Raw genomic sequence first — 25,380 nt, 5'->3', positions numbered from 1 at the left:
CACCATCCTTCTAATCATTTTTATGTTTATTTAAATCTACAGAAACTACTTTAGATATTCCTTTCTCTTCCATAGTTATTCCATATAATGCATCACTTACTTCCATAGTTCCTTTTCTATGAGTAATTACTATAAATTGAATTTTATCCGAAAACTTTTTCAAAAAATCTGCATACCTTTTAACATTAGCATCGTCTAAGGCAGCTTCTATTTCATCTAAAATACAAAATGGTGTTGGTTTCATTTTTAAAATTGAAAATAAAAGTGCAATAGCAGATAATCCTTTTTCTCCACCGGACATTAAATTTATATTTTGAAGTTTCTTCCCCGGAGGCTGTACATTTATATCTATTTTACCATCTAATTCATCACCTTCTGATAAAATTAGGGATGCACTTCCACCTTTAAATAATTCTCTAAAAGTTTCATGAAAATATTCATTTAATTTCTCAAAATTTTCTCTAAAAACCTCTTTCATTTTTAAAGTCATCTCTTCAATAACTTTAATTACCTCTTCTCTCGAATTCTCTAAATCAATTTTCTGTTCACTCATAAAGGTATACTTTTCTTTTAGTTCTTTATATTCTTCTATAGCCCCAACATTAACTATGCCTAAAGAACTAATTTTTTCTTTTAATAAAGATATTGTCTTTTTCAAATCAGTATGATCCAAATTTTCTTCTTTATAATCTAAAGCTTCTGCATATGTAATATCATACTCCTCATTAAGCCTATCTATAATACCTTGTTTCTCTGTCTCTAACTTAGTCAAATTTACTACAATTTTATTGACATCTTTTTCAACTTTTTCTTCTTCCATTAAAACTTGCTCAAAATCAGAATTTACCTTTTTTACTTGTTCCTTTAAAGTTATTCTTTCTTGCTCTTTAAGATTAAATCTATCTTCTAAAGAAAAAATTTCTTTATTTAAAGTTTCTAAATCCATTTTAAAGTTTTCTATCTTTTCTTTATATACTTTAATAGCCTCTATATTTTCCTTTTGTTTATGTTCAAATTCTTTTATATTATTCAATTTATCCTGAATAGCTATGTCTAAATTACTTAATAAATTATTTTTATTCTCTACCTTTTCATTTACCTTAGCTAATTCAATTTTATAATTAACTAAAATTTCTTTTTGAGCCTCTATTTTAAAAATAAAATCTTGTAATCCACTTTCTATATTTTGTATTGAAGTATTTAAATCATTTTTTTCTTTATCAAATTCTTCAATTTCTTTTATCAAAAGTTCTTTTTGTCCTTTAAAAAACTTAATTTTAGAAGTTCCATCTGATAAATTTTCTTTTAAAGTCTTAATAGAGTTGTTACATCTTATTTCCTCATCTTTTAGTGAATTTATTTTTTCCTTTAACTTTACAAGATCAATATTTTCTCCATGAATAGTATCCCTTAAATTTAAAGTTTCCTCATCTAAAAAGCTAATATTCTTAGTATGTTGTTCTATAAGCTTTGTTATATCATTTAACTGTTGTTTTATAGTATTAATTTTTTCTTCTGTATCTTTTATTTCCCTTTTTCTACTTATAACATTAGAACTTTTACTATACGTACTTCCCCCTGTAAGAGATCCACCTACATTAAGAACTTCTCCACTTAAAGTAACAATTCTATTACTATAATTTATTCTTTTAGCAATTTTTAAAGCACAATCCATGTTTTCAGCAATAATTACATTACCCAAAACAAATTCTATGGCCTTTTTGAACTTTAAAGGATAATGTATAAGTGAACTTGCTACTCCCATAAATCCATTCATACTTTTTATAGACTCAAATACACTTAAATTCTTGCTTCTAATAATGTTTAAAGGTAAAAATGTCGCTCTCCCTAAATTCTTTTCTTTTAGATACTCTATAAGAATTTTAGCTTCATTCTCATTCTCTGTAATTACATTAGATATAGCTGCACCTAAGGCAATTTCAATAGCTTTTTCATATTTTTCAGGAACATTTATTATTTCACCTAAAACATAAGATTCTTTAACATCTTTAATAAAGTTCTTATTTATATGATCCATTAAATTTTTAACAGCTTTTGTATATCCCTCATGTTGTTTTTCTAAATTTAAAAGCAAATTATACTGTGCCTCTTCTTTGCTTAAATTTATATTTATGCTTTTTTGTTTATTTTCTTCATTTCTAACCTTAGTTCTTAGAATACCAATATTTTTTAGATTTTCTTTTAAAGTATTCTCTAATTGAGATATTTTATTCTTTAAAATTTCACATTGATTTTCTAATTCTAATCTGGTATTATTATTAATTTTTATAATATTAAGGGTATTTTCGAAATTAAATTTTATATCCTCTATTTTTTCTTCTAAAGCCTTTAGTTCCCTTTTAAGATTTTCAACTTCTTGTTGTTTTTTATTTTCGTTTTCATTTAAAACTTTAAGTTTCTGTTTTAATTCACTTGTTTTTAAACTATCTTCTTCTATACTTTTTTGCAGTTTTTCTAAACTTTCATTACCCTTATGTATAGACTCTTCATAAATTAAAAATTCTTTATTTATTTCTTGAATTTCTTTTTCAAGAATTTCTTTTTTTAAAGATAAATTATTTAATTCTTCTTCGTTTCTTTTCTTTTCTTCGGAAAAACTTTCTAAAAAAATATTTAAACTTTTTATCTTTTCTTCTATAAGTTTAATTTGGTTTTGTATATTATTTATTTTTTCTTTAGAATTATAATATTCTTCTCTATTTTCTTTATTAGCAATTTCATATTCTTCTAAAGTTTTATTATATTGTTCTAAAATTTCTTTTAACCTTTGTTTTTTATGTGAATATGTTTTTAGAATCTTTTCTTTACTTATATTATCATTATTTACAAGCTTAATCCTATCATGGATTCTTTCTATGATATCTATAGTTAAAGCTAAATCTTTATTTTTTAATTCTGTAGATAAGGTTAAAAATTCTTTAGCCTTTTCCATCTCTGATTTTAAAGGTTCTAATCTTTCACCATAGGTATTTAATATATCCATAATTCTAATTAAATTTTGTTCCGTACTTTCAAGCTTTCTTTCCGCCTCTTGTTTACGAGTTTTAAATTTAACTATTCCAGCCGCCTCTTCTAAAAGTGATCTTCTTTCCTCTGGTCTACCACTTAATATGGCATCTATCTTGCCTTGTCCAATTATTGAATATCCTTCTTTACCTATACCCGTATCCATAAATAATTCCTGAATATCTTTTAATCTGCATTTAGTATTATTTATAAAGTATTCACTTTCTCCCGAACGATATAGCCTTCTTGTAATTTTTACATCAGAATATTCAACATTTAAATCATGATCATCATTGTTTAAAACAAGAGAAACTTGAGATAATCCAACAGGTTTTCTAAATTCTGTACCTGCAAAAATTACATCTTCCATTTTTGCCCCTCTTAAACTCTTTACACTTTGTTCCCCCAAAACCCATCTTACAGCATCGGAAACATTACTCTTACCACTACCATTAGGGCCAACTACTGAAGTTATGCCTTTTTTAAAATTCAACTCAGTCTTATCTGCAAAAGACTTAAATCCTCTAATTTCTATAGATTTAAGGAACATACACTAATCTCTCCTAAATTTATCTAATTATAACTGAAAGAAAAGTAACCGCTACAAACACTACTAATATAGCTACAGCCATAATTTTTGTAACCTTTTCTCTTTGCTTTTTTCTCATAAAAACAACACCTCGTTTTTGTTAATATATCCATTTTATTAGTTTATTATATTTACATCAAAATATCAAGTAACTTAAATTTATGTATATATAAAAATTAAAAACCGTGCAAACACGGTTTTTAATTTAGCCCTTAGTTGGTTCTACAATAAATTTAATTGCTGTTCTCTCTTCACCATCAATAGCTATTTCTGAAAAAGCCGGAATAGCCACTAAATCAATACCATTGGGTGCTACATATCCTCTCGTAATAGCAATAGCTTTTACTGCTTGATTAACTGCCCCTGCTCCTACAGCTTGAACTTCTGCTGATTGATTTTCTCGTAAAATTGCTGCTAAAGCTCCCGCTACGGATTTAGGCTGAGATTTTGCTGAAACTTTTAATATATCCATGATATACCCCCTATAGAATATTATGGTAATGACTATATATTCTACAAAAGATATTTATTTCCTTCTTTACTCTTTATTTCAAGAAATTTTTTGAACGACATGGTTTTACAAGTTTCCTGGATCTTTATTTTTATTTCATCTTTTTCTACATTGAAATCTTGTATTACTTCTATATTTCCATTGTAATATTTATGATTATATTCATTAAAATAATACTTTTTATTAGAATATAATTTAGAAACATTTTTAGGATTAATGATTATTTGAATTTCTTTTGAATTTATATCCTTTAAAAATTTAAAAATCATTTCATTTAAAAGTGAACTTTCCATAAGCTCTCTAAAAGCCGGATGAAAGGGTCCCGTAACAACCTCTGCCCCTTCATTGATATCTTCTGTAGGTTGAAGTCCTACACGTATAACATTAATATCATTGGATATAAACATACTATATACTATTTTACAAATTTCAATAGTTTCTTTTAAACTATATGGAGTATATTCTCCTTTTTTAAACATAGTTTCCATTGGAGTATCTTTTATAACTAAAGAAGGATATATTCTACAAATGTCTGGTTTTATCTCGCATACTTCCTTAGCCGTCTTAATATCTTTTGCAAAATTATCACATGGAAGTCCTAACATAACTTGTATACCTAAAGTAATATTAAATTCTTTTATAAGATTAGATGCCGTTTTAACAACATCACTTGAATGGCCTCTACCAGAACATTTCAAAACATCATTGTCTAAAGATTGAACACCTAATTCTATTATATCTACACCATATTTTTTTAAAATATTTAGCTCACTAATATCTATATAATCAGGTCTTGTAGATAATCTTATAAAATTAATTTTTTCCTTACATTTATATTCATACGCTACTTCTAATAATTCAATTTGCTTCTCTAGCGGAATGGCTGTGAATGTTCCTCCAAAAAAGGATACTTCTATTACTTTTTCTTCATTGCCATATTTATTTATAGTGTTTAAATATTCTTCTATTATATTTCTACAACTTTTTTTAGTAATTTCTTGTACATTAGAATCTTTAATTTCTTTTTTGCCTGTAATTGTATTTTGATTACAAAAAACACAATTATGAGGACATCCTATATGTGGAACGAAAATTGGAATTATATAATGGCTTCTACTCATTTCTATTCCCCATACTTAAAATTACTTCTTTAGCTGCATTTTGTTCAGCTTCCTTTTTACTATATCCCTTACCTTTTCCTTTAACCTCTCCATTAATACAAACCTCAACATAAAAAGTTGGTCTATGAGGTGGACCTTCACAAGAAATTAAATCGTACACTATAGAAACTTCTCCATTTTTTTGCAGAATTTCTTGTAGCTTAGTTTTATAATCTAATATTATTTCATTACTTATAGCTTTTTTTATAATTTCCATGAAATTATCTAATATAAATTTCTTAGCTACTTCTAATCCCTTATCTAAGTACACGGCTGCAATAATAGCTTCTACACAATCTGCTAAAATTGAATTTCTCGTTCTTCCTCCAGTTTGTTCTTCACCCTTACTCATTATAATAAACTTACCTAAATTCCACTTTTGCGCTATTTCATAAAGAGAAGTCTCACATACAATTGTAGCCCTTATTTTAGTTAGTTCCCCTTCTAACTTATCCTTATAATTTATGAATAAATATTCGGATATAACTAATTCTAAAACAGCATCTCCTAAATACTCTAATCTTTCGTTATAAGCTACATTCTTTCTTTGATTTGCGTAGGAACTATGTGTTAAAGCCGTCCTTAATATAGATCTATCTTTAAATTCGATTGCAATTATTTTTTCTAATTCATTAATTGCATTTTCCTTTTGCATCATAATTTAACTCCTTTTTATTCTTTATTTAAAGAATTTAAGTCCCGCTTATCTGCGCGGGACTTATATTATTCATCTACACGTGATTTTATGTATTCAACAACGTCTGCCACAGTAACAACCTTTTCAGCTGCCTCATCTGGAATTTCTATATCAAATTCTTCTTCTAGAGCCATTATAAATTCAACTACATCTAGTGAATCTGCTCCTAAATCATCAACAAAAGAAGAGTCCATTAAAACTTCATCTTCATTTACACTTAATTGATCAACTATTATCTGTTTAACTTTTTCGAAAATCATACCTTCGCCTCCAATTAATAGCATGGTTTTTAATATTTATAAATAAATATTAATCGTTTTATTTATTTTTAGCAACTATTTTTTTGTATTTTTTATAATTTATTTTATAATTCCTTATATTATATGTAATAATTTAATTTTTATTTCTATTTTTCTTCTAGTTGTTTTAAACTTTCAAGTTCTTCCTTTATTGCATCAACAATTTTATTATCATAAAAAAACTTGGCTTGTTTTATTGCATTTTTAAAAGCTGTTGAATCTGAACTTCCATGTGCTTTTACACATATACCCTTAGTACCTAAAAAAGCCGCTCCACCATATTCTTTATAGTTAAAGTCTTTTTTAAATTTTCTAAATATAGGTTTTAATAAAATTCCTCCTATTTTAGTTCTAAAAGAAGACATTATTCCTTCCTTTAAAACTGAAAAAATAGTACTTGCAACACCTTCATACATTTTTAAAATAGTATTTCCTACAAATCCATCACACACTAAAATATTCGTATCACCTTTTGGTACATCTCTAGGTTCAATATTACCAACAAAATTTAATTCTGTTTCTTTTAATAACTTAAAAGCTTCCTTAGTAAGTTCATTACCCTTTTCTTCTTCTACTCCTATGTTTATAAGTCCTATACTTGGATTGGAAATCTTTAAGACCTTCTCAAAATAAACTTTTCCCATAAGAGCAAATTGAAGTAAATTTTTAGGTTTACAATCTACATTTGCACCTACATCTGTCACCATAAAGGCACCATTCTTTCCTGGCATAACCGGAGCAAAAGCTGGTCTATCTATTCCTCTTATTCTTCCTACAATTAATGTAGCCCCTGTTAAAAATGCACCTGTACTACCTGCAGATACAACTGCATCTGCCTTTCCTTCTCTAACTAAATATAAAGCTTTACATAAAGAAGAATTTTTCTTTTTTCTAATAGCCATAGCAGGATGCTCATTATTAGAAATTATTTCTTCGGCATGTAAGACTTCTATCCTACTTTTATCATAATTATACCTACTCAATTCATTATTTATAAGTTCTTCTTTACCTGTTATTATAATATTAATACCTGAACATTCTAATGCTTCTATACATCCTTTTACAACCTCTTGTGGAGAATTATCCCCACCCATTCCATCTACAGCTATAATCATATAATAACCTCTCTTTTACTTATATTTTTTGTAAAATTATTATATCATATTTTTACAAAAAATATAAACTTAAAAATAAAAGAAAGTCTTTCGACTTTCTTATTATTTATCATCAGATACTACCTTTGTACTATTGTAATATCCACAATTCTTACATACTCTATGAGCTAGTTTGAATTCATGGCATTGAGGACATTCCACTATACCAGGCATGCTAAGCTTAAAGTTTTGAGCTCTTCTTTGATCTCTTCTTCCTTTTGATGTTTTTCTCTTTGGATGAGCCATTAATAAACACCTCCTTAACCTGTGAATGAAGTTTATTATAACTTATTATCATTTTAATAAGCTTTTTAGCTTTGCGAATCTCGGATCAAGCACTTCCTCTTGTTCTTCTTCTTGTTCAAAATTTAAATTACATTTACAAATATTCTCATTCAAATTTATCCCACATGAAGGACATAGGCCTTTGCAAGATTCCTTACATAATCTTTGAATTGGGATGTTTAAAAACAAACTTTCTTCTATAAGTTCATATAAATCTACTGAATTTCCTTCTATCTTTCTTATTTCTTCACTTTCAGGATTTCTTGAATATGTTTCATTTAACTCTAAATGAAATTCTTGTGGAAATTCCTTAAGACATCTTGAACAAGTAAAATTTAAAACAGTATCATACTTAGCTTTAAAGAAAAATTGTTCTCCCTTTCTGCGAAAAGAACCATTTAAACTTATAGGAGACAAATATTTCATATCTTCTCCATCAAACTTCAAACTTTCTTTTTCAATAACTGTATGTACTTCAATTTTATCTTTTTTGCCATTCATTAACTCTATTAAATCAAATTTCATCATACATACCTCTTAGCTATTTATATTGTTAAACAAGAGTTATTATATAAATAATAAGAGAAAAAGTCAAGATTATTTTTTAAATAAAAATTTGGAGCAAAATAAATTTACTCCAAATTATATAATTTTATACTATATAATACTATAGTAAAGCTAAAGTTTCTTTTGCAATCATTAGCTCTTCGTTAGTTGGAATTACAAATACTTTAACCTTTGAATCATCAGCACTTACTTCTACTGCTTTTCCTCTTACATTGTTCTTTTCTTTATCTAATTTAACTCCTAAATATTCCATGTTTTCACAGATTATTTCTCTTGAAGAGATAGAGTTTTCACCAAGACCAGCTGTAAATACGATGCAATCTACACCATTCATTATAGCAGCATAAGCTCCTATATATTGTTTAACTCTGTAGTGGAATACATCTAAAGCAAGTTTTGCTCTGTGATTTCCTTCTTCTGCTGCATTTTCGATATCTCTAAAGTCAGAACTTACACCAGATATTCCTAAAACACCTGATTCTTTGTTCATTAATTTATCTATATCTTCAACTGAAAGATTTTTTTCTTTCATTAGGAATGGAATTATAGCTGGATCTATATCTCCACATCTAGTTCCCATTACTAATCCTTCAAGTGGAGTGAATCCCATTGAAGTATCTATAGATTTACCATTTTTAACAGCAGTTAAACTTGCACCATTTCCTAAGTGACAAGTAATTATTTTTAAATCCTCTATATTTTTACCCATCATTTCAGCTGCAACACCTGATACAAACTTATGAGATGTACCATGCATTCCATATCTTCTTACTGAATTTTCTTCATAAACTTCATATGGAAGAGCATAAATATAAGCTTCTTCTGGCATTGTTTGATGGAATGCAGTATCAAATACAACACTCATTGGAGTATTTGGCATTAATTTTTTACATGCATTAATTCCTATAATATTTGCTGGGTTATGTAGAGGAGCTAATTTAGCACACTCTTCTAAACTTGTCATAACATCATTATTAATTAAAACAGATTTAGCATATTTTTCTCCACCATGAACAACTCTGTGTCCAACAGCTGAAATTTCGCTCATATCACTTATTACACCATATTCTTTATCAGTTAAAGCACCTAATACTAATTCTATAGCTACTTGATGATCTTTCATTGGAGTTTGGATAATATGTTTATCTTTTCCATCTGCTTTGTGAGTTAATATAGAACCTTCTATTCCTATTCTCTCAACTAATCCTTTTGCTAAAGCCTTTTCACTTTCCATATCAATTAATTGATATTTTAATGAAGAACTTCCACAGTTAATAACTAAAATTTTCATTTAATTTCCTCCTACATATAAATCTATATATATTAATATTATTTATAGCTGTATTAATTATGTTGTGCCTGTGCTTGAACTGCAGTTACAGCTACTACATTAACTATATCTTCAGGAGAACATCCACGTGATAAATCATTTATTGGTTTTGCAAATCCTTGATTAATAGGTCCTATTGCCTCTGCTTTAGCAAATCTTTGTACCAATTTATACCCTATGTTTCCTGACTGAAGATCTGGGAATATTAATACATTAGCATTACCTGCTACTTTACTTTCTGGTGCTTTTAAATCAGCTACTTTTTTTACTATAGCCGCATCTAATTGAAGTTCACCATCTATCTCTAAATCTTCTCTTTGTTCCTTCGCAAGTTTTGTAGCAATCTGAACTTTTTCTACTAATTCATGCTTTGCACTTCCCATTGTTGAGAAAGATAACATAGCAACCTTAGGATCTATTCCGCAAAGATTCTTAGCTGTGTCTGCTGTTGATATAGCTATTGATGCTAACTGTCCTGCATCGGGATTTGGATTAACCGCACAATCTGAGAATAATAAGAATCCATCCTCTCCGTATTCACAATTTGGAATACTCATTAAAAAGAAACTAGATACTACTTTTATTCCTGGTGCTGTCTTTACAATTTGAAGTCCTGGTCTTAAAAGATCTCCTGTTGTGTGTATGGCACCTGATACCATACCATCTGCATCTCCAAGTTTAACCATCATAGTTCCAAAATATAAAGGATCTAATACTACATCTTTAGCTTTTTCCAAAGTAATTCCCTTATGTTTTCTTAATTGGTAAAATTCACTTGTATAAGCCTCTAACTTATCTGACTTTTCAGGATCAATTATGTTTATATTTGAAATATCAACTTTTAGTGATTTAGCCTTTTCAATAATATTTTCTTCTTTCCCAATTAATATTACATTTGCAAGACCTTCATTTTTTATTTTTTCACTAGCAATAATTGTTCTCTCTTCGTCACCTTCTGGCAAAACAATTGTTTTTTTATCTTCTTTTGCCATTTTCCAAATTTTATTCATTAATTCCATATCCCTTCCCCCTTTGAGATATATCTTTAATTAGAAAATTATATACACACATTAATAATATAACCTTTTTATTTAATTTATTCAAGTTTTACTTTAATAAAATTTGATTTATAATATATAATAAAGTTTAAAATGAGGTGTTTTAATGAATATAACTGGTATTATTACTGAATATAATCCTTTTCATAAAGGACATTTGTATCATATAAGAAAAACTCGTGAAATAACTTATTGTGATTGTATAGTTTGTGTAATGAGTGGAAATTTTGTTCAACGAGGTACACCTGCTATTTTAGATAAATGGCAAAGGACTGAAATAGCACTTAAAAATGGTGTTGATTTAATTTTAGAACTCCCTATGGCTTATTCCATTTCTTCTGCTGAGTTTTTTTCCTTTGGAGCCATAAGCTTGTTAAATGAATTAAATATAATAAATAATTTATGTTTTGGATCTGAACTTGGAAACTTAAATTTATTAAGTAAAATTGCAGAAATGTTAATAAAAGAACCTATAGAGTTTAAAAATTTTTTATCTTATCATTTAAACGAAGGTTTATCTTATCCTAAAGCTAGAAACAACGCCATCTCAGAATATTTTTATTCATTAAATTATTCTATAGAAAACTTAGATGAAATTTTAAATTCTTCAAATAACATTCTAGCCTTAGAATACTTAAAAAGTTTAATTCGATTAAATAGCAAAATTAAACCTTTTACCATTAAAAGAGAAGGAGGAACATATAATTCTACAGAGCTTTTAAAATTTTCTAGCGCTACTGCCATAAGAAAATATCTTAAATCCAATTTACCTATGTCAGATTTGAAAAATTATTTACCTTATGAAACCTTCAGGACATTAGAAAAATTTTCTAATGATAATTTTGTATTTGAAGATAAAATGATCCCTTATCTAAAATATAAGATTTTATCAAATCCTAAAAGTTTAACTAAATTACCTGATGTTAAAGAAGGTTTAGAAAATAGACTTATAGACGCCATTATAAAAAAGAATTCTTTCCAAGAGATTTTAGAAGAATCTAAAAGTAAACGATATGCACTTACAAGACTTAGTAGAATTTTATGTCAGTATTATGTTGGATTCGATGAATTTGATATAACCACTATGAGAACTTCTAAGGTGCCCTATGCTAGAATATTAGGTTTTAATTCCAAAGGTAGGGAGATACTAAGAGAATTGAAGAAAAACTCTAACATACCACTTATAACAAAATTACCTAAAATCAAAAATAATTTTCTAAATCTAGATATTCAAGGTACAAAAATGTATAGTCTATTAAACAGTTCAACAAAGTATAATGATGATTATTTAAGAATGCCTATTATAATTAAATAATAAGGAATTAATTTGTATAAATTAAAATATACATATTATGTAATCACTTAAAAGGTAGGTTTAAAATTTGAGTAGTAAAAACATAATTGGAGAAAAGAATATAAATAAAAATTCAAACAAAATTTTTATTTTTCTCTTAAGTATTTTAATTGTAAACATATTAATTTTTCCTAAACCATGTATAAATGGTTCTTTAAATGGCTTAAGACTTTTTATTACAGCACTTTTTCCATGCTTATTTCCTTTTTTAGTTATTTGCAATTTAATAGTAGCCTTTAATGGAGCATATATTTATGCAAAACTTTTAGGACCTATTTTATGCAAACCTTTAGGACTTCCATTACAATCTTCTGTAGTTTTAATTTTAAGTGCTCTATGTGGTTACCCAATGGGAGCAAAATATACTGCAGATTTATACGAAGCAAAAATTATAGATTTTAATACTGCAGAAAAACTTTTAAATATAGCCTCTAATGCAAGTCCTCTTTTCATAGTAGGTTCTATTTCTTTAACAATGCTGAAAAATAAATACTTCGGATATATATTACTTTGTTCTAATTATTTATCTTGTTTTTTAATGGGTTTATTACTTAAGGATAAAAGAGATAATAATTATAACTCCAATAATTATTTAAATAGTCATCCTTATATTCCTGTAAAAAACTTCTCTACGGCTTTTTCAAAAAGTGTAGAAGATGCCATTAGTGTAACTTTACGTGTTGGTGGATTTGTTATTATTTTTTCTATGCTTATGGAAATAATAAAAAGCAATACTTTTTTTAGTATCGCTTTTTTAAATAAAGAATTTACTGGGCTAATTAGTTCACTATCTTTAGGTATTTTAGAAATAACTAATGGATGTAATAGTATTTCGTTGTTAAATATACCTATGTTTCTAAAATTAGGTTTTATAAGCTTTTTAATATCTTTTAGTGGCATATGCATAATTCTACAAGTATATTCTTTTCTTTATAAGTTTAATTTTTCTATTAAAAAATATATATTAAGAAAATTTTTTCAAGGTATCTTAAGTTCATTACTTACTATAAGTATTTATTTTATAAGTTTTAATACTTTACCAACCTTTAGTTTAAATCATACAATAAATAATTTAGATTTAATATCCTATGTTCTTATAATAAGCATTTTATTATTAATTCCTATTATCATAAATAAAATAAAAAAATTATTTATTTAACATTCTTTAGTTCTTCTATGTTTTCATTGAGAATGGAGGTAGTTTCCTTTATATAAGAATCAATATTTATAGTGAATTCCTCCATTTCTTTTCTAAGATTTTGGGTAAACTGATCATGATTATACGCTATCTTTTTTTCTGTATCCTGTAAAATTTCTAATGCATAATCTCTAGCCCCATTTTTTATAATCTTAGATTTTTTTTGAGCCTGCATTATCATTTCATTTCCTTTAAGTTGAGCTTCTCTTACATAATCGTGACTTTCAACTCGTCTTTTTGCCATTTCCAAGCTCTCTTTTTTAATACTTTCTGCTTGTTCCTGTGCATCCCTTAAAATTTTTTCTTTTTGTTCGCAAACCCACTGCGCCTTTTTAAATTCATCCGGTAAAAAATTTATAATTTGTTCTATTATATCGGATATTTCTTTTTTATTTACCATAATTTTATTACTCATAGGTATTTTTGATGCTGTATCCAAAACTTCCTGAAGATAATCTAATAATTTTATAACATCCATTTTCAACCCTCTCCTTATTTAGTTTCTTGTATCTTACTTTCAACTATTTCCACAATCTCTTCTGGAACTAGATCTCGTATACATCCCCCAAATTTTGCTACTTGTTTAACTGAAGAAGAACTTAAATAAGAATACTTAGCATTAGTCATCATAAAAACCGTTTCCTTAGTAGGATCTAACTTATTATTCATCAACGCCATCTGAAATTCATATTCAAAGTCTGAAACTGCTCTTAATCCTTTTACTATAACATTAGAATTATGCTTATTCATAAAATTAATTAGTAATCCGTTAAAACTCTCTACTTTAACATTTTCATAAGGTTCTATTACTTTTTTTATTAATTCAACTCTTTCTTGTGCACTGAAAAGTCCTGTTTTATCTGGGTTAACCAATACCCCTACAATCAGTTCATCAAATACCTTTGAGGCACGTTCTATTATATCTAAGTGACCGTTAGTAACAGGGTCAAAGCTCCCTGGATAAACTGCCTTTTTCATTTTATTCCTCCCTGTACTTATAGAAAAGTACTGTAGTATTTCCATATTTTCTTTTATCTACTAATTCTATCTTTTCTCCACCTTCATATATTTCTTCTGAAGAATCTATTTTACATACAATAATCCCATCTCTTTTTAAAGATTCTTGATCTTCAACAATACTTATTGCCGGTGGAATCATTTCTTTAGCATACGGCGGATCTATAAATATTATATCAAACTTTATGCCCTTTTTTCCTAATTTCTTTAAATTTTCGTAAGAATCCCCATTAACACATGTACATATATCTTCAAACTTTAAATTTTGTACGTTTTGAGAAAGATAGGAGAACGTCACCTTATTTCTATCTATAAGATAACATTTTTCTGCCCCTCTACTAGCGGCTTCTATACCTAAGCTACCAGTTCCTGAAAATACATCTACAACAACAGCATCCTGTATATAATTTTGGATTATACTAAAAATAGATTCTTTTACTCTATCTAAAGTTGGTCTTGTAACCGCATCACCTTCTGGTCCTAAAAGTTTTCTTCCTCTTGCTATTCCTGCTATTACTCTCAATTTACTTCCTCCTTTGATTTTAACTCTAATTGGTATTATATTTTTTTACTTAGATAAATTCAATATATTTTTAATTAAAACAAATATAATTAGAAGATTTTTTAATATATTCATCTATGTAATTTTTAAAACTATTATATTTTTCATCTTCACTAACTAAAATTTTCTTAGCTTCTTCATTAGCTACTTGTAATACTTTAACATCTTCTATTGGATCTGAAATTATGAGTTCATTTTCACCATGCTGTTTATACCCAAAAAGTTCACCTGTTCCTCTTAATTTTAAATCTTCTTCCGCAAGTATAAACCCATTATTTGTATTTTGCATAATTTCCATTCTTTTTCGGGTCTTTTCACTTTTAATATTAGCTACTAGTACACAATAAGATTTATGTTCTCCTCTACCAACTCTTCCTCTTAATTGGTGCAATTGTGAAAGTCCAAACCTTTCTGCATTTTCAATTATCATTAACGTTGCATTAGGCACATTAACTCCAACTTCTATTACTGTAGTTGATACCAAGACTTTAACAATACCTTTCTTAAATTCATCCATAATAGTTTCTTTTTCTTTTGCATTCATTTTACCATGTAAAATTCTAACTTCTATATCTTTAAAGTATTTTTTCTTTATCTCTTCATATAACGTAGTTACAGAACTTAAATTCATGTCTTCTACTTCTTCTACTAAAGGACATACTATATAAACTTGTCTTCCATTATTTATTTCTTTTAATGCAAAATTATAGACCCTATCCTTTTCATTTTTAGAAATATAATAAGTTTCAACTGATTTTCTATTTGGTGGTAATTCATCTATAATAGACTTATCTAAATCTCCATAAAAACATAGACTTAAGGTCCTTGGTATAGGAGTGGCGGTCATAACCAACATATCTGCACTTTTACTTTTATTTGAAAGCCTACATCTTTGATTAACTCCAAATCTATGCTGTTCATCTGTAATTATTAACCCTAAATTTTTAAACTCTACATCATCTTCTATTAGTGCGTGAGTTCCTACAACAATATCTATCTCTCCTGCCTTTAATTGTGATTTTATTCTTTCTTTGTTTTTAGGTGTAGTACTACCAACTAAAAGTTCCACATTTAAATTAAAATCTTTTAGCAGCATCGATATTTCTTTTAAATGCTGTTTTGCTAAAATTTCTGTAGGTGCCATCATAAGTGCTTGATGTCCATTCATAACAACATTAAACATAGCTATAATAGCTATTACAGTTTTTCCGCTTCCAACATCACCTTGCACTAATCTATTCATAGGTACCTTTTTGTTTTGATCTACAATAATTTCTCTAATTACCCTACTTTGTGCATTAGTTAATTGAAAAGGTATTTTTTCTTTTAAAACCTTAAGTTCCTTACTTATAGGTATACTAATACCTTCACCACTTTTATATCTTTCTTTTAAAGATAATACTTTTAAAGAATATGTAAATAACTCTTGAAATTTTAATCTGTGTCTAGCTTGTTGTAAATGCTCAAAAGAATCTGGACAATGGATATATCTTAAGGCATTATTTAAATCTATTAATTTATATTTTTCAATAAGTTCCTTCGGAAGATTTTCCTCTACTTTAAAATCACATAATAAATTCGTAATTATCTTATTTAAAAAATTATTAGTTATTTTTCCTTTCAAGGGGTACTTAGCTACTATTTTTTCTGAATCTTGAGAAGAATTTCTTATTAATCTGGGATTTTGAATAAAAATATTTTTTCCTTCAATTTTACATTTTCCCGATATTAAATACGTTCTTCCTATAGAAAAACTATTTTTTACATATGGTTGATTAAACCATATTCCTTTAAATTTCTCCCCATTAGATTCAAATATAATAGAACTCATTATTTTTCCTGTTCTAGTTCTTATATCCCTATTAATTTTAGCTACATTGCCATATATATAAATTTTTTCATCATTTTTACATTGTGATAAATTACTAACAAATCCTATATGCTCATAATCTCTTGGAAAATATAATAAAAGATCTAATACTGTAAAAATTCCAATCTTATTCAATTCTTCACTAGATTTAGGCCCAACACCCTTTACATATTTTACACTATTATCTACATTCACGTTAATTCACTCCTAGTATTTTCACCTTTAAAACACTTCTAAAGAAAAAAAGCCCTAAGGCTTTTATTCTACAGAGACTATAAAATAGTATAAAGGTTGTTTTCCTTCATAACATTGAATATCTAAATCCTCATATTTTTCTTCTAATTTTTCTACAAGTTCTTTAACCTTTGTTTCTTCACAGTCTTCACCATAATATATTGTAATAAGTTCACTGTCCTCATTAACCATTTTATCTAATACATTTTCACATACTTCATAAATGTTATTACCAACCTGTGATATTTTTTCTTGTACTAATCCTAATATATCATCTTTTTTTATTTGCATTCCATCTGCCTCTGTATCTTTGATAGCGTAAGTTACAGAACCAGTTGATACATTGCCAATTACTTCTTCCATATTTTGCAGATTTTCTTCTATAGTATCTTCTTCATTGAATACTGTTAAAGCTGTTATACCCTCAGGTATAGTTTTAGTTGGTAATACATACACTTTTTTATCTGTTAAATCTACAGCTTGTTTTGCTGCCATAATTATGTTTTTATTATTAGGGCATACTATAATATGTTCTGCATTTAAACTTTCTATTTTTTCTAGAATATCTTGAGTACTTGGATTCATAGTTTGACCACCCTCAATTATTCTATCTACACCTAATTCTTCTAAAATAGAAACTATACCTTCACCACGAGCTACAGATATAAATGCATATTTCTTTTGTTCTTCTTCCTTTGGTTGTTCTTCTATGTTTTTATCTACTTCTTTTTCGTCATATATTAAATGTCTATGTTGTTCTCTCATATTATCAATTTTAACTTTTGATAATTCACCTAATTTTAATGCCTTAGATAAAATTAGACCTGGATCGTTTGTATGAATATGAACTTTAACGATATCTTCAAGTCCAACAACGACCATAGAATCTCCATATTTTTCTAAGTCCTTTTTAAATGCTTCTACATCTACATTATTGCATAAAACAAAAAACTCTGTACAATACCCAAATTTAATATCTTTTACATCAATATTGCTTTGAGCTTTATTCTCTACAACTTTAGTTTCTTTAAAATCTTTATTTACTTCTACATCTACTCCAAATTTTAAAGCTTCGTACATACCTTTTATTATTAATAAAAGTCCATAACCTCCCGCATCTACAACCTTAGCTTCTTTTAATTGAGGTAACATTTCTGGTGTTTTATTTAACATTTCTTCTGTATTCTGAATAACTTCTTCAAAAAGTTCGCATAGTTCTGTTTTATTACTATTTACAGCTGCCTCTCCTGCAGTTCTCACTATAGTTAATATAGTTCCTTCAGTCGGTCTCATAACAGCTTTATATGCAAATTTGGCACCTTCTTCAAGTGCTCTTGCTAAATCATCTTTAGAAATTTCATCTTTTTCTTCCAATCCTTTTGCAAAACCTCTTAGAATTTGAGATAAAATTACTCCAGAGTTTCCTCTAGCACCCATTAAAGCACCTCTTGCTAAAACCCTTGCAATATTACCAATAGATTCATCTTTTAATCCTTTAATATCTTCTACTGCAGAACTAAAAGTCATCCACATATTTGTTCCTGTATCACCATCTGGTACTGGGAAAACATTAAGTGCATTTACATGTTCTTTATTTTCCCCTAGTTTATTTGATGCATTTATTATCATATTATAAAAATTATGCCCATCAATTTTTTGATATTTCAATTGTTATACCTCCTTAAACTCTTACACCCTGAACATTAACTGTGATACAAGCAACCTTTAATCCAGTTAGATTTTCTATGGTATATTTAACTTTTTGAATAATGCTATTTGCTATAACAGAAATTTTAATACCGTACTCTACAATAATGAACAATTCTACATTTAATTGATCATCTTTAGTATGGATTTTTACACCTTTATTTAAATTTTCTTTTCTTAACAATTCCCAAAATCCATCTTTTGCATTCTTGGAAGCCATACCAACAACTCCATAACACTCCATTGTTGATAAACCTACTATATTTCCTAAAACTTCATCAGTATAGTGAACTATACCTAATTCAGTAGTTATCTTTCCGTTCATACTTATTCCTCCTTCATTTATACCATATAAATTATTTTATATTATATACCAAATTTATTCAAGGTAATAAATTTTATTATAAGATTATTTAATAATTTTATAATATACTTGCACATTATATACATTTTGTGATAAAATAAATCATGTTTGAACTCATAGATTTCCTATATAGTTTAAAGAGGAGGTGCTTTTACATGTCAAGAGTATGTGAAATATGCAATAAAGGCGTTGTTTATGGTAGACAAAGCAGCCATGCTGAAAATAAAAGTAGTAGAACTTGGGCTCCAAACCTAAAAAAGGTTAAAGCTATAGTTAACGGAACACCAAAAACAATAAAAGTTTGTACTAGTTGTTTACGTTCTGGTAAAGTTGAGCGTGCATAATAATTATAACATATAATATAAAATAAAAATGCAGTTAATAACTGCATTTTTATTTTTTTTGCATAAATAACTTAATTAAATTAGATAAAAACTTAGGTAATTTGATAGTAACTATCTTCATATTTTATCTCCTTTATAATAAATACAATATTATAACAATATTATTTATATGTATTTTAATATTGTATATTCCATATTTTAATAAATATTAAAATTATATTTAAATTAAAACTTTGCTACTAATATTATATGTTATATAAAATTTTAAGTTACAAAAATAAAAACATGACTAAAAAGTCATGTTTTTTTATTTAATCTTTAGGATAAATCAACAATAGATTCCCACTATTAAAAGTTATTTTTATATCTTTATCATTTAAAAACTCATTTGAAACCGTTAACGGTGAACCTGGTTCTAAATTATAATTTTCAAGTTCATATTTAGCCCCTCTTATGGATAAATTACTTACTGTTTCTTTAAAAGCTTGTACAGAAAATAATTTTCCTTTTTCTCCTTTTATAGATAAGCTTTTTTCGCATACCTTAACTTCATTGTTATCATCAACTAATTTTATTTTATATCCCTTCTTATGATAATCAATAAGGAGTCCTAAATTTGCTAAAACATGGTCTAATCTAGTTCCTGTACATCCAAGTAAAATAATTTCATCTATATTTTTTTTAGTAATTTCTTTTATAGCAAGTTCTGTATCTGTAAAGTCTTTTTCAGGATTAAATTTTATAAACTTACATCCTTGATTTGAATAATATTCCTTAACAGATTCTTTAATAGAATCTAAATCTCCCACTATAATACTTGGACATAGTCCATACTTATATGTAACATTAGCTCCACTATCACTTGCGATTAAAACATACTTTCCTTTTAAATTATCCTTTAATAATTCCAAAGAAGGTTCAGTACCTCCTGAAATAATTATACCCTTCATTTATAATAGAGCCTCTCTTAATACCTTTATGTTTTTTTCTATTTCCCCATTTTTAAATACTGCTGAACCTGCAACTACTATATCTGCACCACTTTCACATATTTCTTTTATATTATGGCAGGTAACTCCTCCATCAACTTCTATTAAAAGCTCTTTATTTAAATTTTCACTAAGTTCTCTAAGTTCTTTAATTTTGTTTGTACAATATGATATATATTTTTGTCCACCAAACCCTGGATTTACAGACATAATAAGTACCATATCTAAACTTAGAATTAAATCTTTTATTAAAGATACAGGTGTTCCAGGATTTAATGCAATGGCAGCTTTTACATTTTTAGATTTTATATAATTTATTGTTCTATCAATATGTCTATCTGCTTCATAATGAACTGTTATAATATCAGCTCCTACATTAATAAATTCGTCTATAAATTTTGAAGGTTCTTCAATCATAAGATGAACATCAAATAAAAGATTTGAATAAGATCTTATACTTTTTACCACTGGAATACCAAATGTTATATTAGGAACAAACTTTCCATCCATTACATCAATATGGACTAAATCAGCTCCATATTTTTCAATCTTGTTAACATCTTCTCCTAATTTTGCAAAGTCGGCCGATAATATAGATGGTGCTATTTTCATAACTAATACCTCCTTAAATTTTGTAACTCCTGTAAAAGTCTTATATAAAATTCATATCTATATTTATGAATTTTTCCCTGATCAACTTTTTCTTTAATAACACATCCTGGTTCTTTAAAGTGCATACAGTTTGAAAACTTGCACTCCCCCATAAATTCATTGAACTCTGGAAAACATTCTTTTAATTCTTCTTTTTCTATAAAATCAGTGCTTATAGAGGAAAATCCAGGGGTATCTACCAAGAATCCCCCTTCAAAATCTATAAGTTCTGCATGTCTTGTAGTATGTTTTCCTCTTTTTAATTTTTCACTAATTTCCCCTGTTTCCATATGTTCTTTTCCTATAATACCATTTAAAATAGTAGATTTACCTACTCCTGAAGGGCCACAGAATACAGATATATTGTTTTTTAATTTCTCTTTTATCTTTTCGATTCCAACTCCATTTTTAGCATTTAGATATAAAATATCATAACCTGTAGATTCTAACATATTAAATATTTCACTATATTCTTCCTTATCTACTAAATCCATTTTATTTAAACACAAATTTATCTTTAAACTATTATATTCGCATAAAACCAAAAATCTATTTAAAAGATCTAAATTTATATCTGGATTTTTTAAAGTAAATACTACAAATGCTTGTGTTATATTAGAGACAAAAGGCCTTATAAGTTCACTGGTTCTATCATAAATTTTTTCTATAACAGCACTATCATTTTTTTCTAATTTAATTTCAACCCTATCCCCAACCATAGGAGTATACTTATTAAATCTAAATTTTCCTCTTGCTTTGCAACTATAATATTTATCTTCAACTTTTACTGTATATAATCCACCTACACCTTTTACTATAATTCCTTCCATCTCTCCTCCTACATTTATGCTTATTTTTTATTTTTAAATTCTAAACTTAAATCAAACTTATAATATGTTACATTTACATAAGTACCTTGTTTAACTTCACTATTTTTTTCAAAACTCTGATTTATAATTTTTCCATCTAATTCTTTTTTAGGAGTTGGTACTGTGGTAGTATTTCCTAATTTTAAATTAGCTCCTTTTAAAAGTGCTTGAGCTTCTTGTATCGTTTTATTGGTTAAATCTGGGACTCTTGTAGATTTACTTTCCGGTCCATTACTAACAACAAAATCTACTGAAGAATTTTCCATAACCTTTGTATCAGGTTCAGGATTCTGACTAATTACTTGACCTTTAGGAACTATGTCATTATATTGTTCAGTTACATTACCTACTTGTAACTTCTCACCTTTAATCATTTCTTTAACTTCTTCAAAATTTATACCAACAAAATTCTTTAATACAATTTCTTTTCCTTTTCCCTTACTAATAATAACTTTAACATCAGAATCTTTCTTAACCTTTTCTCCTTCTGATGGATTACTTTTAATTATAGTATCTTTAGGTTTTTCATTTTCTTCTTCGCCTTCAATAACAAAGTTAAGACCTAATGCCTCTATTTTATTTTTTGCCTCATCCTTATTAAGACCTATAATAGTTGGCACTACCACATCTTTCTTTCCCTTTAAGCCTATCATTTTAATCGAGAAAGTTGAAATTATACCTACAATTAAAACCACTAGGGCTATAATGCTCCACTTTATGATTTTAATTTTTTTTCTTTCATCTTTATCTTGATCTTTATCATCTTCTACATCATCATCTAAGTACTCTATATCTTCATCTTCATCATAATCTTCATTTTTTACTTTATCCAAATTATTCACTGGAGTATGTATATTTGTTTTTCCTAGTTGTTCTTCCGTAATAGGATCCATTATTCTTGTAAAATCACCTGTATCATCCATACTACTTACATTGATATCTGTATTTTGATTAAACTGTATCATTTGCATATCTGATATCATTTCTTTTATGGTTTGATACCTTTTATTTGGATCCTTTTCCATAGCTTTTAAAATTAATTTATTCATGCTTTCTGGAATATAAGGATTTAATTGTATTGGTGGAACTACAGATTCCTGTATATGTTTTAAAGCAACTGACACAGGACTATCAGCATCATACGGAACCTTCCCTACTATCATTTCATATAAAACTATACCTAATGAGTATATATCAGTTCTAAAATCTACTACAGATCCTTTTGCCTGTTCTGGTGAGAAATAATGTGCAGATCCTATAATTTTAGTAGTATTTGTTATTGTGGCAGAATTCATTGCTTTTGCTATACCAAAATCTGTTACTTTTACTATTCCATCCTCTGTAACTAAAATATTTTGTGGCTTAATATCTCTATGGATAATGTGATTTTTATGTGCACATTCTAAAGCCCTAGCTATTTGCATTCCTTTATCCAAAGTTTCGTTAAAAGATAACCTTGTTCTATCTCTAATAACTTGCTTTAACGTCTTTCCTGTAACAAGTTCCATTACTATATAATTAATACCATCTTGGGAACCTACATCATATATGCTAACTATATTATTACAAGATAATGCTGCAGCTGCAGTTGCTTCTAATTTAAACTTTTCTACAAATTCATTATCCGTAGAGAATTCTTTTTTTAGTACCTTAATTGCAACATATCTATTAAGAACTCTACATTTAGCTTTAAATACTTCTGACATCCCTCCTTCACCTATTTTTTCTATAATTTCATATCTATTACCTAAGACACTACCTATCATTTTCATCAGCTCCTTTAAAAACAATTACTGATATATTATCTTTACTGCCATTTTTTTTACTAAGTTCTACTAGCCTTTTACATACTTCCTCTTCTGTATAAGAAAGAGTATATTCTAAAATTTCTTCTAATGAAACTACATTAGTAAGTCCATCGGTACATAATAAAATTCTATATACATCATCCACATCAAATTCATAAACATCCACATTTATATTCTCACTTGTGCCTAGAGCTCTAGTTATAATATTTTTGTTAGGATGATTAATAGCCTCTTCTCTCGTTATACTTCCACTATCAATTAATTCTTGAACAAGAGAATGATCCTTAGTTATTTTTTCTATAGTTTTATTTTTCTTAACAATAATACAAGAACTATCACCCACATGAGCAATATAGGCTTTATTTTTATAAATAAGACATACTGTAATAGTAGTTCCCATTCCTTTATACTTATCTTTTTCAATAGAAAGTGTATATACATGTTTATTAGCCTTATCAATTGAATTAACTAATGCGCCCTTAAAATCACATTTAGTATCAACTTGTTTAAAATAATTCATAACATTTTCTACAGCCAAAGTACTAGCAACCTCTCCTGCATTATGTCCACCCATTCCATCAGCAACTACATAAAATCTAAGATTTAAATCTTCAAAATATCCAACTGAATCTTCATTTATCTTTCTATAATTTCCAATATCCGAAATTATACCCACCAATTTAGTAGCCCCCTTTAAACTAATTTTTTGTTTTGAAGATAGCTTCTCCTTAATTGTCCACAGGCAGCATTAATGTCTGAACCCATTTCTCTTCTAACCGTAACTTCAATATTCTTTTTACTTAAAATATCTTTAAATCTTTCAATATTTTTTTTGTCCGCTCTTTTGTATTCTCTTTCCTTAACTTCATTTACTGGAATTAGATTAACATGACATAAAATATTTTTAAGTAAAAAACTTAATTCTTCGGCACATTCTCTAGTATCATTAAAATCCTTAATTAAAGCATACTCAAATGTAATTCTACGTCCAGTTTTACTTATATAATACGTACAAGCTTCTATAATTTCATCTATTGAGTATTTATTAGCTATGGGCATACTTTGTTTTCTTATATTATCATTTGGAGCATGCAATGAAATTGCCAAAGTAATTTGAAGATCTTCATCTGCCAATTGTTTAATTTTAGGTACTAATCCACAAGTAGATAATGTTATATGTCTTTGACCTATATTTAAACTATATTTCTCATTAACAAGTTTTATGAATTTAATTACATTTTCATAGTTATCTAGAGGTTCTCCACTTCCCATTAAAACAATATTAGATATTCTCTCTCCAATTTCTTTTTGAGCTACAAGAATTTGTGATATTATTTCTCCACAATTTAAATCTCTTACTCTACCATCTAAAGTAGATGCACAAAATTTACATCCCATTCTGCATCCAATCTGTGTAGATACACAGATTGAATTTCCATGAGTATATTTCATAACTACTGTTTCAATTAAATTTCCATCATCATATCCAAGTAAAAGTTTCACTGTACCATCTTTTTTAGATACAAACTTTTCTATTACTTTTGGTAATTCTATTTTAAAATTTAATTTTAAATTTTCTTTAGTGTTCTTAGGTAGATTTTTCATATCATCAAAATTACATGCACCTTTATAAAGCCAATCCATAATCTGTTTAGCTCTAAAACTACTTTCTTTGTTGTCTTTCATCCATTTTTGTAGTTCTTCTAAATTATAATCTAATATATTCATTAAATTAA

General features: G+C 27.4%; 26 protein-coding genes. 3 read left to right on the top strand and 23 right to left on the bottom strand.

Annotated features, from left to right (window positions below; translation table 11 throughout):
* Positions 1 to 10 precede the first annotated feature (10 nt).
* The 10 genes from smc to pta form a co-directional block, all read right to left on the bottom strand.
* The gene (smc, locus tag QOZ93_RS03720; RefSeq protein ID WP_307355149.1) at positions 11 to 3,577 is read right to left on the bottom strand and encodes a chromosome segregation protein SMC; all 3,567 of its coding nucleotides are present in this window, start codon (positions 3,575 to 3,577) and stop codon (positions 11 to 13) included.
* A 244-nt stretch (positions 3,578 to 3,821) separates the two neighbouring features.
* Positions 3,822 to 4,088, bottom strand: coding sequence for a stage V sporulation protein S (locus QOZ93_RS03715; protein ID WP_111942726.1), 267 nt, complete (start codon positions 4,086 to 4,088; stop codon positions 3,822 to 3,824).
* Positions 4,089 to 4,129: 41 nt separating this feature from the next.
* Positions 4,130 to 5,248 (bottom strand): elongator complex protein 3, encoded by a 1,119-nt coding sequence (locus tag QOZ93_RS03710; protein ID WP_307355148.1) that lies wholly within the window; start codon positions 5,246 to 5,248, stop codon positions 4,130 to 4,132.
* Positions 5,241 to 5,942, bottom strand: coding sequence for a ribonuclease III (gene rnc, locus QOZ93_RS03705; RefSeq protein WP_111944387.1), 702 nt, complete (start codon positions 5,940 to 5,942; stop codon positions 5,241 to 5,243). Before rnc ends, QOZ93_RS03710 begins: the two co-directional genes overlap by 8 nt.
* 68 nt (positions 5,943 to 6,010) lie before the next feature.
* Positions 6,011 to 6,244 carry an acyl carrier protein gene (gene acpP / locus QOZ93_RS03700; protein WP_111942730.1) on the bottom strand — a complete coding sequence of 78 codons (234 nt, stop codon included), beginning with the start codon at positions 6,242 to 6,244 and terminating at the stop codon, positions 6,011 to 6,013.
* 146 nt (positions 6,245 to 6,390) lie between these two features.
* Positions 6,391 to 7,398: a phosphate acyltransferase PlsX gene (gene plsX / locus QOZ93_RS03695; RefSeq protein ID WP_111942732.1), complete on the bottom strand. Its 1,008-nt coding sequence runs from the start codon at positions 7,396 to 7,398 to the stop codon at positions 6,391 to 6,393.
* Positions 7,399 to 7,500: 102 nt separating this feature from the next.
* Positions 7,501 to 7,683: a 50S ribosomal protein L32 gene (gene rpmF, locus QOZ93_RS03690; protein ID WP_111942734.1), complete on the bottom strand. Its 183-nt coding sequence runs from the start codon at positions 7,681 to 7,683 to the stop codon at positions 7,501 to 7,503.
* Between the two features lie 48 nt (positions 7,684 to 7,731).
* Positions 7,732 to 8,250, bottom strand: a complete 519-nt coding sequence (locus QOZ93_RS03685; protein WP_307355147.1) for a YceD family protein — start codon at positions 8,248 to 8,250, stop codon at positions 7,732 to 7,734.
* Between the two features lie 139 nt (positions 8,251 to 8,389).
* On the bottom strand, positions 8,390 to 9,580 hold the full coding sequence (locus QOZ93_RS03680) for an acetate/propionate family kinase (protein ID WP_111942738.1): 1,191 nt from the start codon (positions 9,578 to 9,580) through the stop codon (positions 8,390 to 8,392).
* Between the two features lie 53 nt (positions 9,581 to 9,633).
* Positions 9,634 to 10,638, bottom strand: a complete 1,005-nt coding sequence (gene pta / locus QOZ93_RS03675) for a phosphate acetyltransferase (RefSeq protein WP_111942740.1) — start codon at positions 10,636 to 10,638, stop codon at positions 9,634 to 9,636.
* A gap of 145 nt (positions 10,639 to 10,783) precedes the next feature.
* Here pta and QOZ93_RS03670 point away from each other — a divergent pair, with 145 nt between their 5' ends.
* Complete coding sequence (locus QOZ93_RS03670) at positions 10,784 to 11,992, top strand: nucleotidyltransferase (protein WP_307355146.1); 1,209 nt, start codon at positions 10,784 to 10,786, stop codon at positions 11,990 to 11,992.
* 67 nt (positions 11,993 to 12,059) lie between these two features.
* Positions 12,060 to 13,190: a sporulation integral membrane protein YlbJ gene (gene ylbJ / locus QOZ93_RS03665; RefSeq protein ID WP_307355145.1), complete on the top strand. Its 1,131-nt coding sequence runs from the start codon at positions 12,060 to 12,062 to the stop codon at positions 13,188 to 13,190.
* Here the strand turns inward: ylbJ and QOZ93_RS03660 are convergent.
* From QOZ93_RS03660 to QOZ93_RS03635, 6 genes are all read right to left on the bottom strand, one after another.
* A complete protein-coding gene (locus QOZ93_RS03660; RefSeq protein ID WP_111942746.1) occupies positions 13,183 to 13,707 on the bottom strand; it encodes an ATPase in 525 nt (174 codons plus the stop codon). The genes ylbJ and QOZ93_RS03660 overlap by 8 nt on opposite strands.
* A 14-nt stretch (positions 13,708 to 13,721) precedes the next feature.
* Positions 13,722 to 14,207 carry a pantetheine-phosphate adenylyltransferase gene (gene coaD, locus QOZ93_RS03655; protein ID WP_111942748.1) on the bottom strand — a complete coding sequence of 162 codons (486 nt, stop codon included), beginning with the start codon at positions 14,205 to 14,207 and terminating at the stop codon, positions 13,722 to 13,724.
* Between the two features lies 1 nt (position 14,208).
* A complete protein-coding gene (gene rsmD, locus QOZ93_RS03650; RefSeq protein ID WP_307355144.1) occupies positions 14,209 to 14,769 on the bottom strand; it encodes a 16S rRNA (guanine(966)-N(2))-methyltransferase RsmD in 561 nt (186 codons plus the stop codon).
* Positions 14,770 to 14,839: 70 nt separating this feature from the next.
* Positions 14,840 to 16,873, bottom strand: coding sequence for an ATP-dependent DNA helicase RecG (gene recG / locus QOZ93_RS03645; RefSeq protein WP_307355143.1), 2,034 nt, complete (start codon positions 16,871 to 16,873; stop codon positions 14,840 to 14,842).
* 63 nt (positions 16,874 to 16,936) lie between these two features.
* A complete protein-coding gene (locus tag QOZ93_RS03640; protein ID WP_307355142.1) occupies positions 16,937 to 18,580 on the bottom strand; it encodes a DAK2 domain-containing protein in 1,644 nt (547 codons plus the stop codon).
* A gap of 13 nt (positions 18,581 to 18,593) precedes the next feature.
* Positions 18,594 to 18,944, bottom strand: coding sequence for an Asp23/Gls24 family envelope stress response protein (locus QOZ93_RS03635; RefSeq protein WP_111942756.1), 351 nt, complete (start codon positions 18,942 to 18,944; stop codon positions 18,594 to 18,596).
* Positions 18,945 to 19,138: 194 nt separating this feature from the next.
* Here QOZ93_RS03635 and rpmB point away from each other — a divergent pair, with 194 nt between their 5' ends.
* Positions 19,139 to 19,327 (top strand): 50S ribosomal protein L28, encoded by a 189-nt coding sequence (gene rpmB, locus QOZ93_RS03630; protein WP_111942758.1) that lies wholly within the window; start codon positions 19,139 to 19,141, stop codon positions 19,325 to 19,327.
* A gap of 49 nt (positions 19,328 to 19,376) precedes the next feature.
* Here the strand turns inward: rpmB and spoVM are convergent, their stop codons facing one another.
* The 7 genes from spoVM to rlmN all read right to left on the bottom strand — a co-directional run bounded on the left by spoVM (position 19,377) and on the right by rlmN (position 25,372).
* A complete protein-coding gene (gene spoVM, locus QOZ93_RS14060) occupies positions 19,377 to 19,448 on the bottom strand; it encodes a stage V sporulation protein SpoVM (RefSeq protein ID WP_111944388.1) in 72 nt (23 codons plus the stop codon).
* Between the two features lie 190 nt (positions 19,449 to 19,638).
* Complete coding sequence (locus QOZ93_RS03625; RefSeq protein WP_111942760.1) at positions 19,639 to 20,277, bottom strand: thiamine diphosphokinase; 639 nt, start codon at positions 20,275 to 20,277, stop codon at positions 19,639 to 19,641.
* The gene (gene rpe, locus QOZ93_RS03620) at positions 20,278 to 20,928 is read right to left on the bottom strand and encodes a ribulose-phosphate 3-epimerase (protein WP_307355141.1); all 651 of its coding nucleotides are present in this window, start codon (positions 20,926 to 20,928) and stop codon (positions 20,278 to 20,280) included.
* 2 nt (positions 20,929 to 20,930) lie between these two features.
* Entirely contained in the window at positions 20,931 to 21,797 is an 867-nt protein-coding gene (gene rsgA, locus QOZ93_RS03615; RefSeq protein WP_111942764.1) for a ribosome small subunit-dependent GTPase A, read from the bottom strand.
* Between the two features lie 20 nt (positions 21,798 to 21,817).
* Positions 21,818 to 23,602, bottom strand: a complete 1,785-nt coding sequence (pknB, locus tag QOZ93_RS03610; protein WP_307355140.1) for a Stk1 family PASTA domain-containing Ser/Thr kinase — start codon at positions 23,600 to 23,602, stop codon at positions 21,818 to 21,820.
* Positions 23,592 to 24,323 (bottom strand): Stp1/IreP family PP2C-type Ser/Thr phosphatase, encoded by a 732-nt coding sequence (locus QOZ93_RS03605; protein WP_111942768.1) that lies wholly within the window; start codon positions 24,321 to 24,323, stop codon positions 23,592 to 23,594. The genes pknB and QOZ93_RS03605 overlap by 11 nt, the downstream gene beginning before the upstream one ends.
* A gap of 14 nt (positions 24,324 to 24,337) precedes the next feature.
* On the bottom strand, positions 24,338 to 25,372 hold the full coding sequence (gene rlmN, locus QOZ93_RS03600) for a dual-specificity RNA methyltransferase RlmN (RefSeq protein ID WP_307355139.1): 1,035 nt from the start codon (positions 25,370 to 25,372) through the stop codon (positions 24,338 to 24,340).
* Positions 25,373 to 25,380 lie beyond the last annotated feature (8 nt).

It is taken from the genome of Hathewaya limosa (assembly GCF_030815255.1).
GTDB lineage: Bacteria > Bacillota > Clostridia > Clostridiales > Clostridiaceae > Hathewaya > Hathewaya limosa.
The sequence above is the reverse complement of the archived record's forward strand: the minus strand, read 5'-3'. Positions and strand labels throughout refer to the sequence as shown.

What these genes read in the sequence shown, in the direction of transcription:
- QOZ93_RS03635 (WP_111942756.1), bottom strand. Translation starts at nt 18,944, where the DNA reads ATGAACGGAAAGATAACTACTGAATTAGGTATAGTTCACTATACTGAT.
- smc (WP_307355149.1), bottom strand. Translation starts at nt 3,577, where the DNA reads ATGTTCCTTAAATCTATAGAAATTAGAGGATTTAAGTCTTTTGCAGAT.
- QOZ93_RS03680 (WP_111942738.1), bottom strand. Translation starts at nt 9,580, where the DNA reads ATGAAAATTTTAGTTATTAACTGTGGAAGTTCTTCATTAAAATATCAA.
- rsgA (WP_111942764.1), bottom strand. Translation starts at nt 21,797, where the DNA reads ATGGAAGGAATTATAGTAAAAGGTGTAGGTGGATTATATACAGTAAAA.
- QOZ93_RS03670 (WP_307355146.1), top strand. Translation starts at nt 10,784, where the DNA reads ATGAATATAACTGGTATTATTACTGAATATAATCCTTTTCATAAAGGA.
- QOZ93_RS03660 (WP_111942746.1), bottom strand. Translation starts at nt 13,707, where the DNA reads ATGGATGTTATAAAATTATTAGATTATCTTCAGGAAGTTTTGGATACA.
- plsX (WP_111942732.1), bottom strand. Translation starts at nt 7,398, where the DNA reads ATGATTATAGCTGTAGATGGAATGGGTGGGGATAATTCTCCACAAGAG.
- pknB (WP_307355140.1), bottom strand. Translation starts at nt 23,602, where the DNA reads ATGATAGGTAGTGTCTTAGGTAATAGATATGAAATTATAGAAAAAATA.
- rpe (WP_307355141.1), bottom strand. Translation starts at nt 20,928, where the DNA reads ATGAAAATAGCACCATCTATATTATCGGCCGACTTTGCAAAATTAGGA.
- pta (WP_111942740.1), bottom strand. Translation starts at nt 10,638, where the DNA reads ATGGAATTAATGAATAAAATTTGGAAAATGGCAAAAGAAGATAAAAAA.
- QOZ93_RS03715 (WP_111942726.1), bottom strand. Translation starts at nt 4,088, where the DNA reads ATGGATATATTAAAAGTTTCAGCAAAATCTCAGCCTAAATCCGTAGCG.
- acpP (WP_111942730.1), bottom strand. Translation starts at nt 6,244, where the DNA reads ATGATTTTCGAAAAAGTTAAACAGATAATAGTTGATCAATTAAGTGTA.
- rnc (WP_111944387.1), bottom strand. Translation starts at nt 5,942, where the DNA reads ATGCAAAAGGAAAATGCAATTAATGAATTAGAAAAAATAATTGCAATC.
- rpmF (WP_111942734.1), bottom strand. Translation starts at nt 7,683, where the DNA reads ATGGCTCATCCAAAGAGAAAAACATCAAAAGGAAGAAGAGATCAAAGA.
- QOZ93_RS03710 (WP_307355148.1), bottom strand. Translation starts at nt 5,248, where the DNA reads ATGAGTAGAAGCCATTATATAATTCCAATTTTCGTTCCACATATAGGA.
- QOZ93_RS03625 (WP_111942760.1), bottom strand. Translation starts at nt 20,277, where the DNA reads ATGAAGGGTATAATTATTTCAGGAGGTACTGAACCTTCTTTGGAATTA.
- QOZ93_RS03685 (WP_307355147.1), bottom strand. Translation starts at nt 8,250, where the DNA reads ATGATGAAATTTGATTTAATAGAGTTAATGAATGGCAAAAAAGATAAA.
- coaD (WP_111942748.1), bottom strand. Translation starts at nt 14,207, where the DNA reads ATGAAAAAGGCAGTTTATCCAGGGAGCTTTGACCCTGTTACTAACGGT.
- rlmN (WP_307355139.1), bottom strand. Translation starts at nt 25,372, where the DNA reads ATGAATATATTAGATTATAATTTAGAAGAACTACAAAAATGGATGAAA.
- rpmB (WP_111942758.1), top strand. Translation starts at nt 19,139, where the DNA reads ATGTCAAGAGTATGTGAAATATGCAATAAAGGCGTTGTTTATGGTAGA.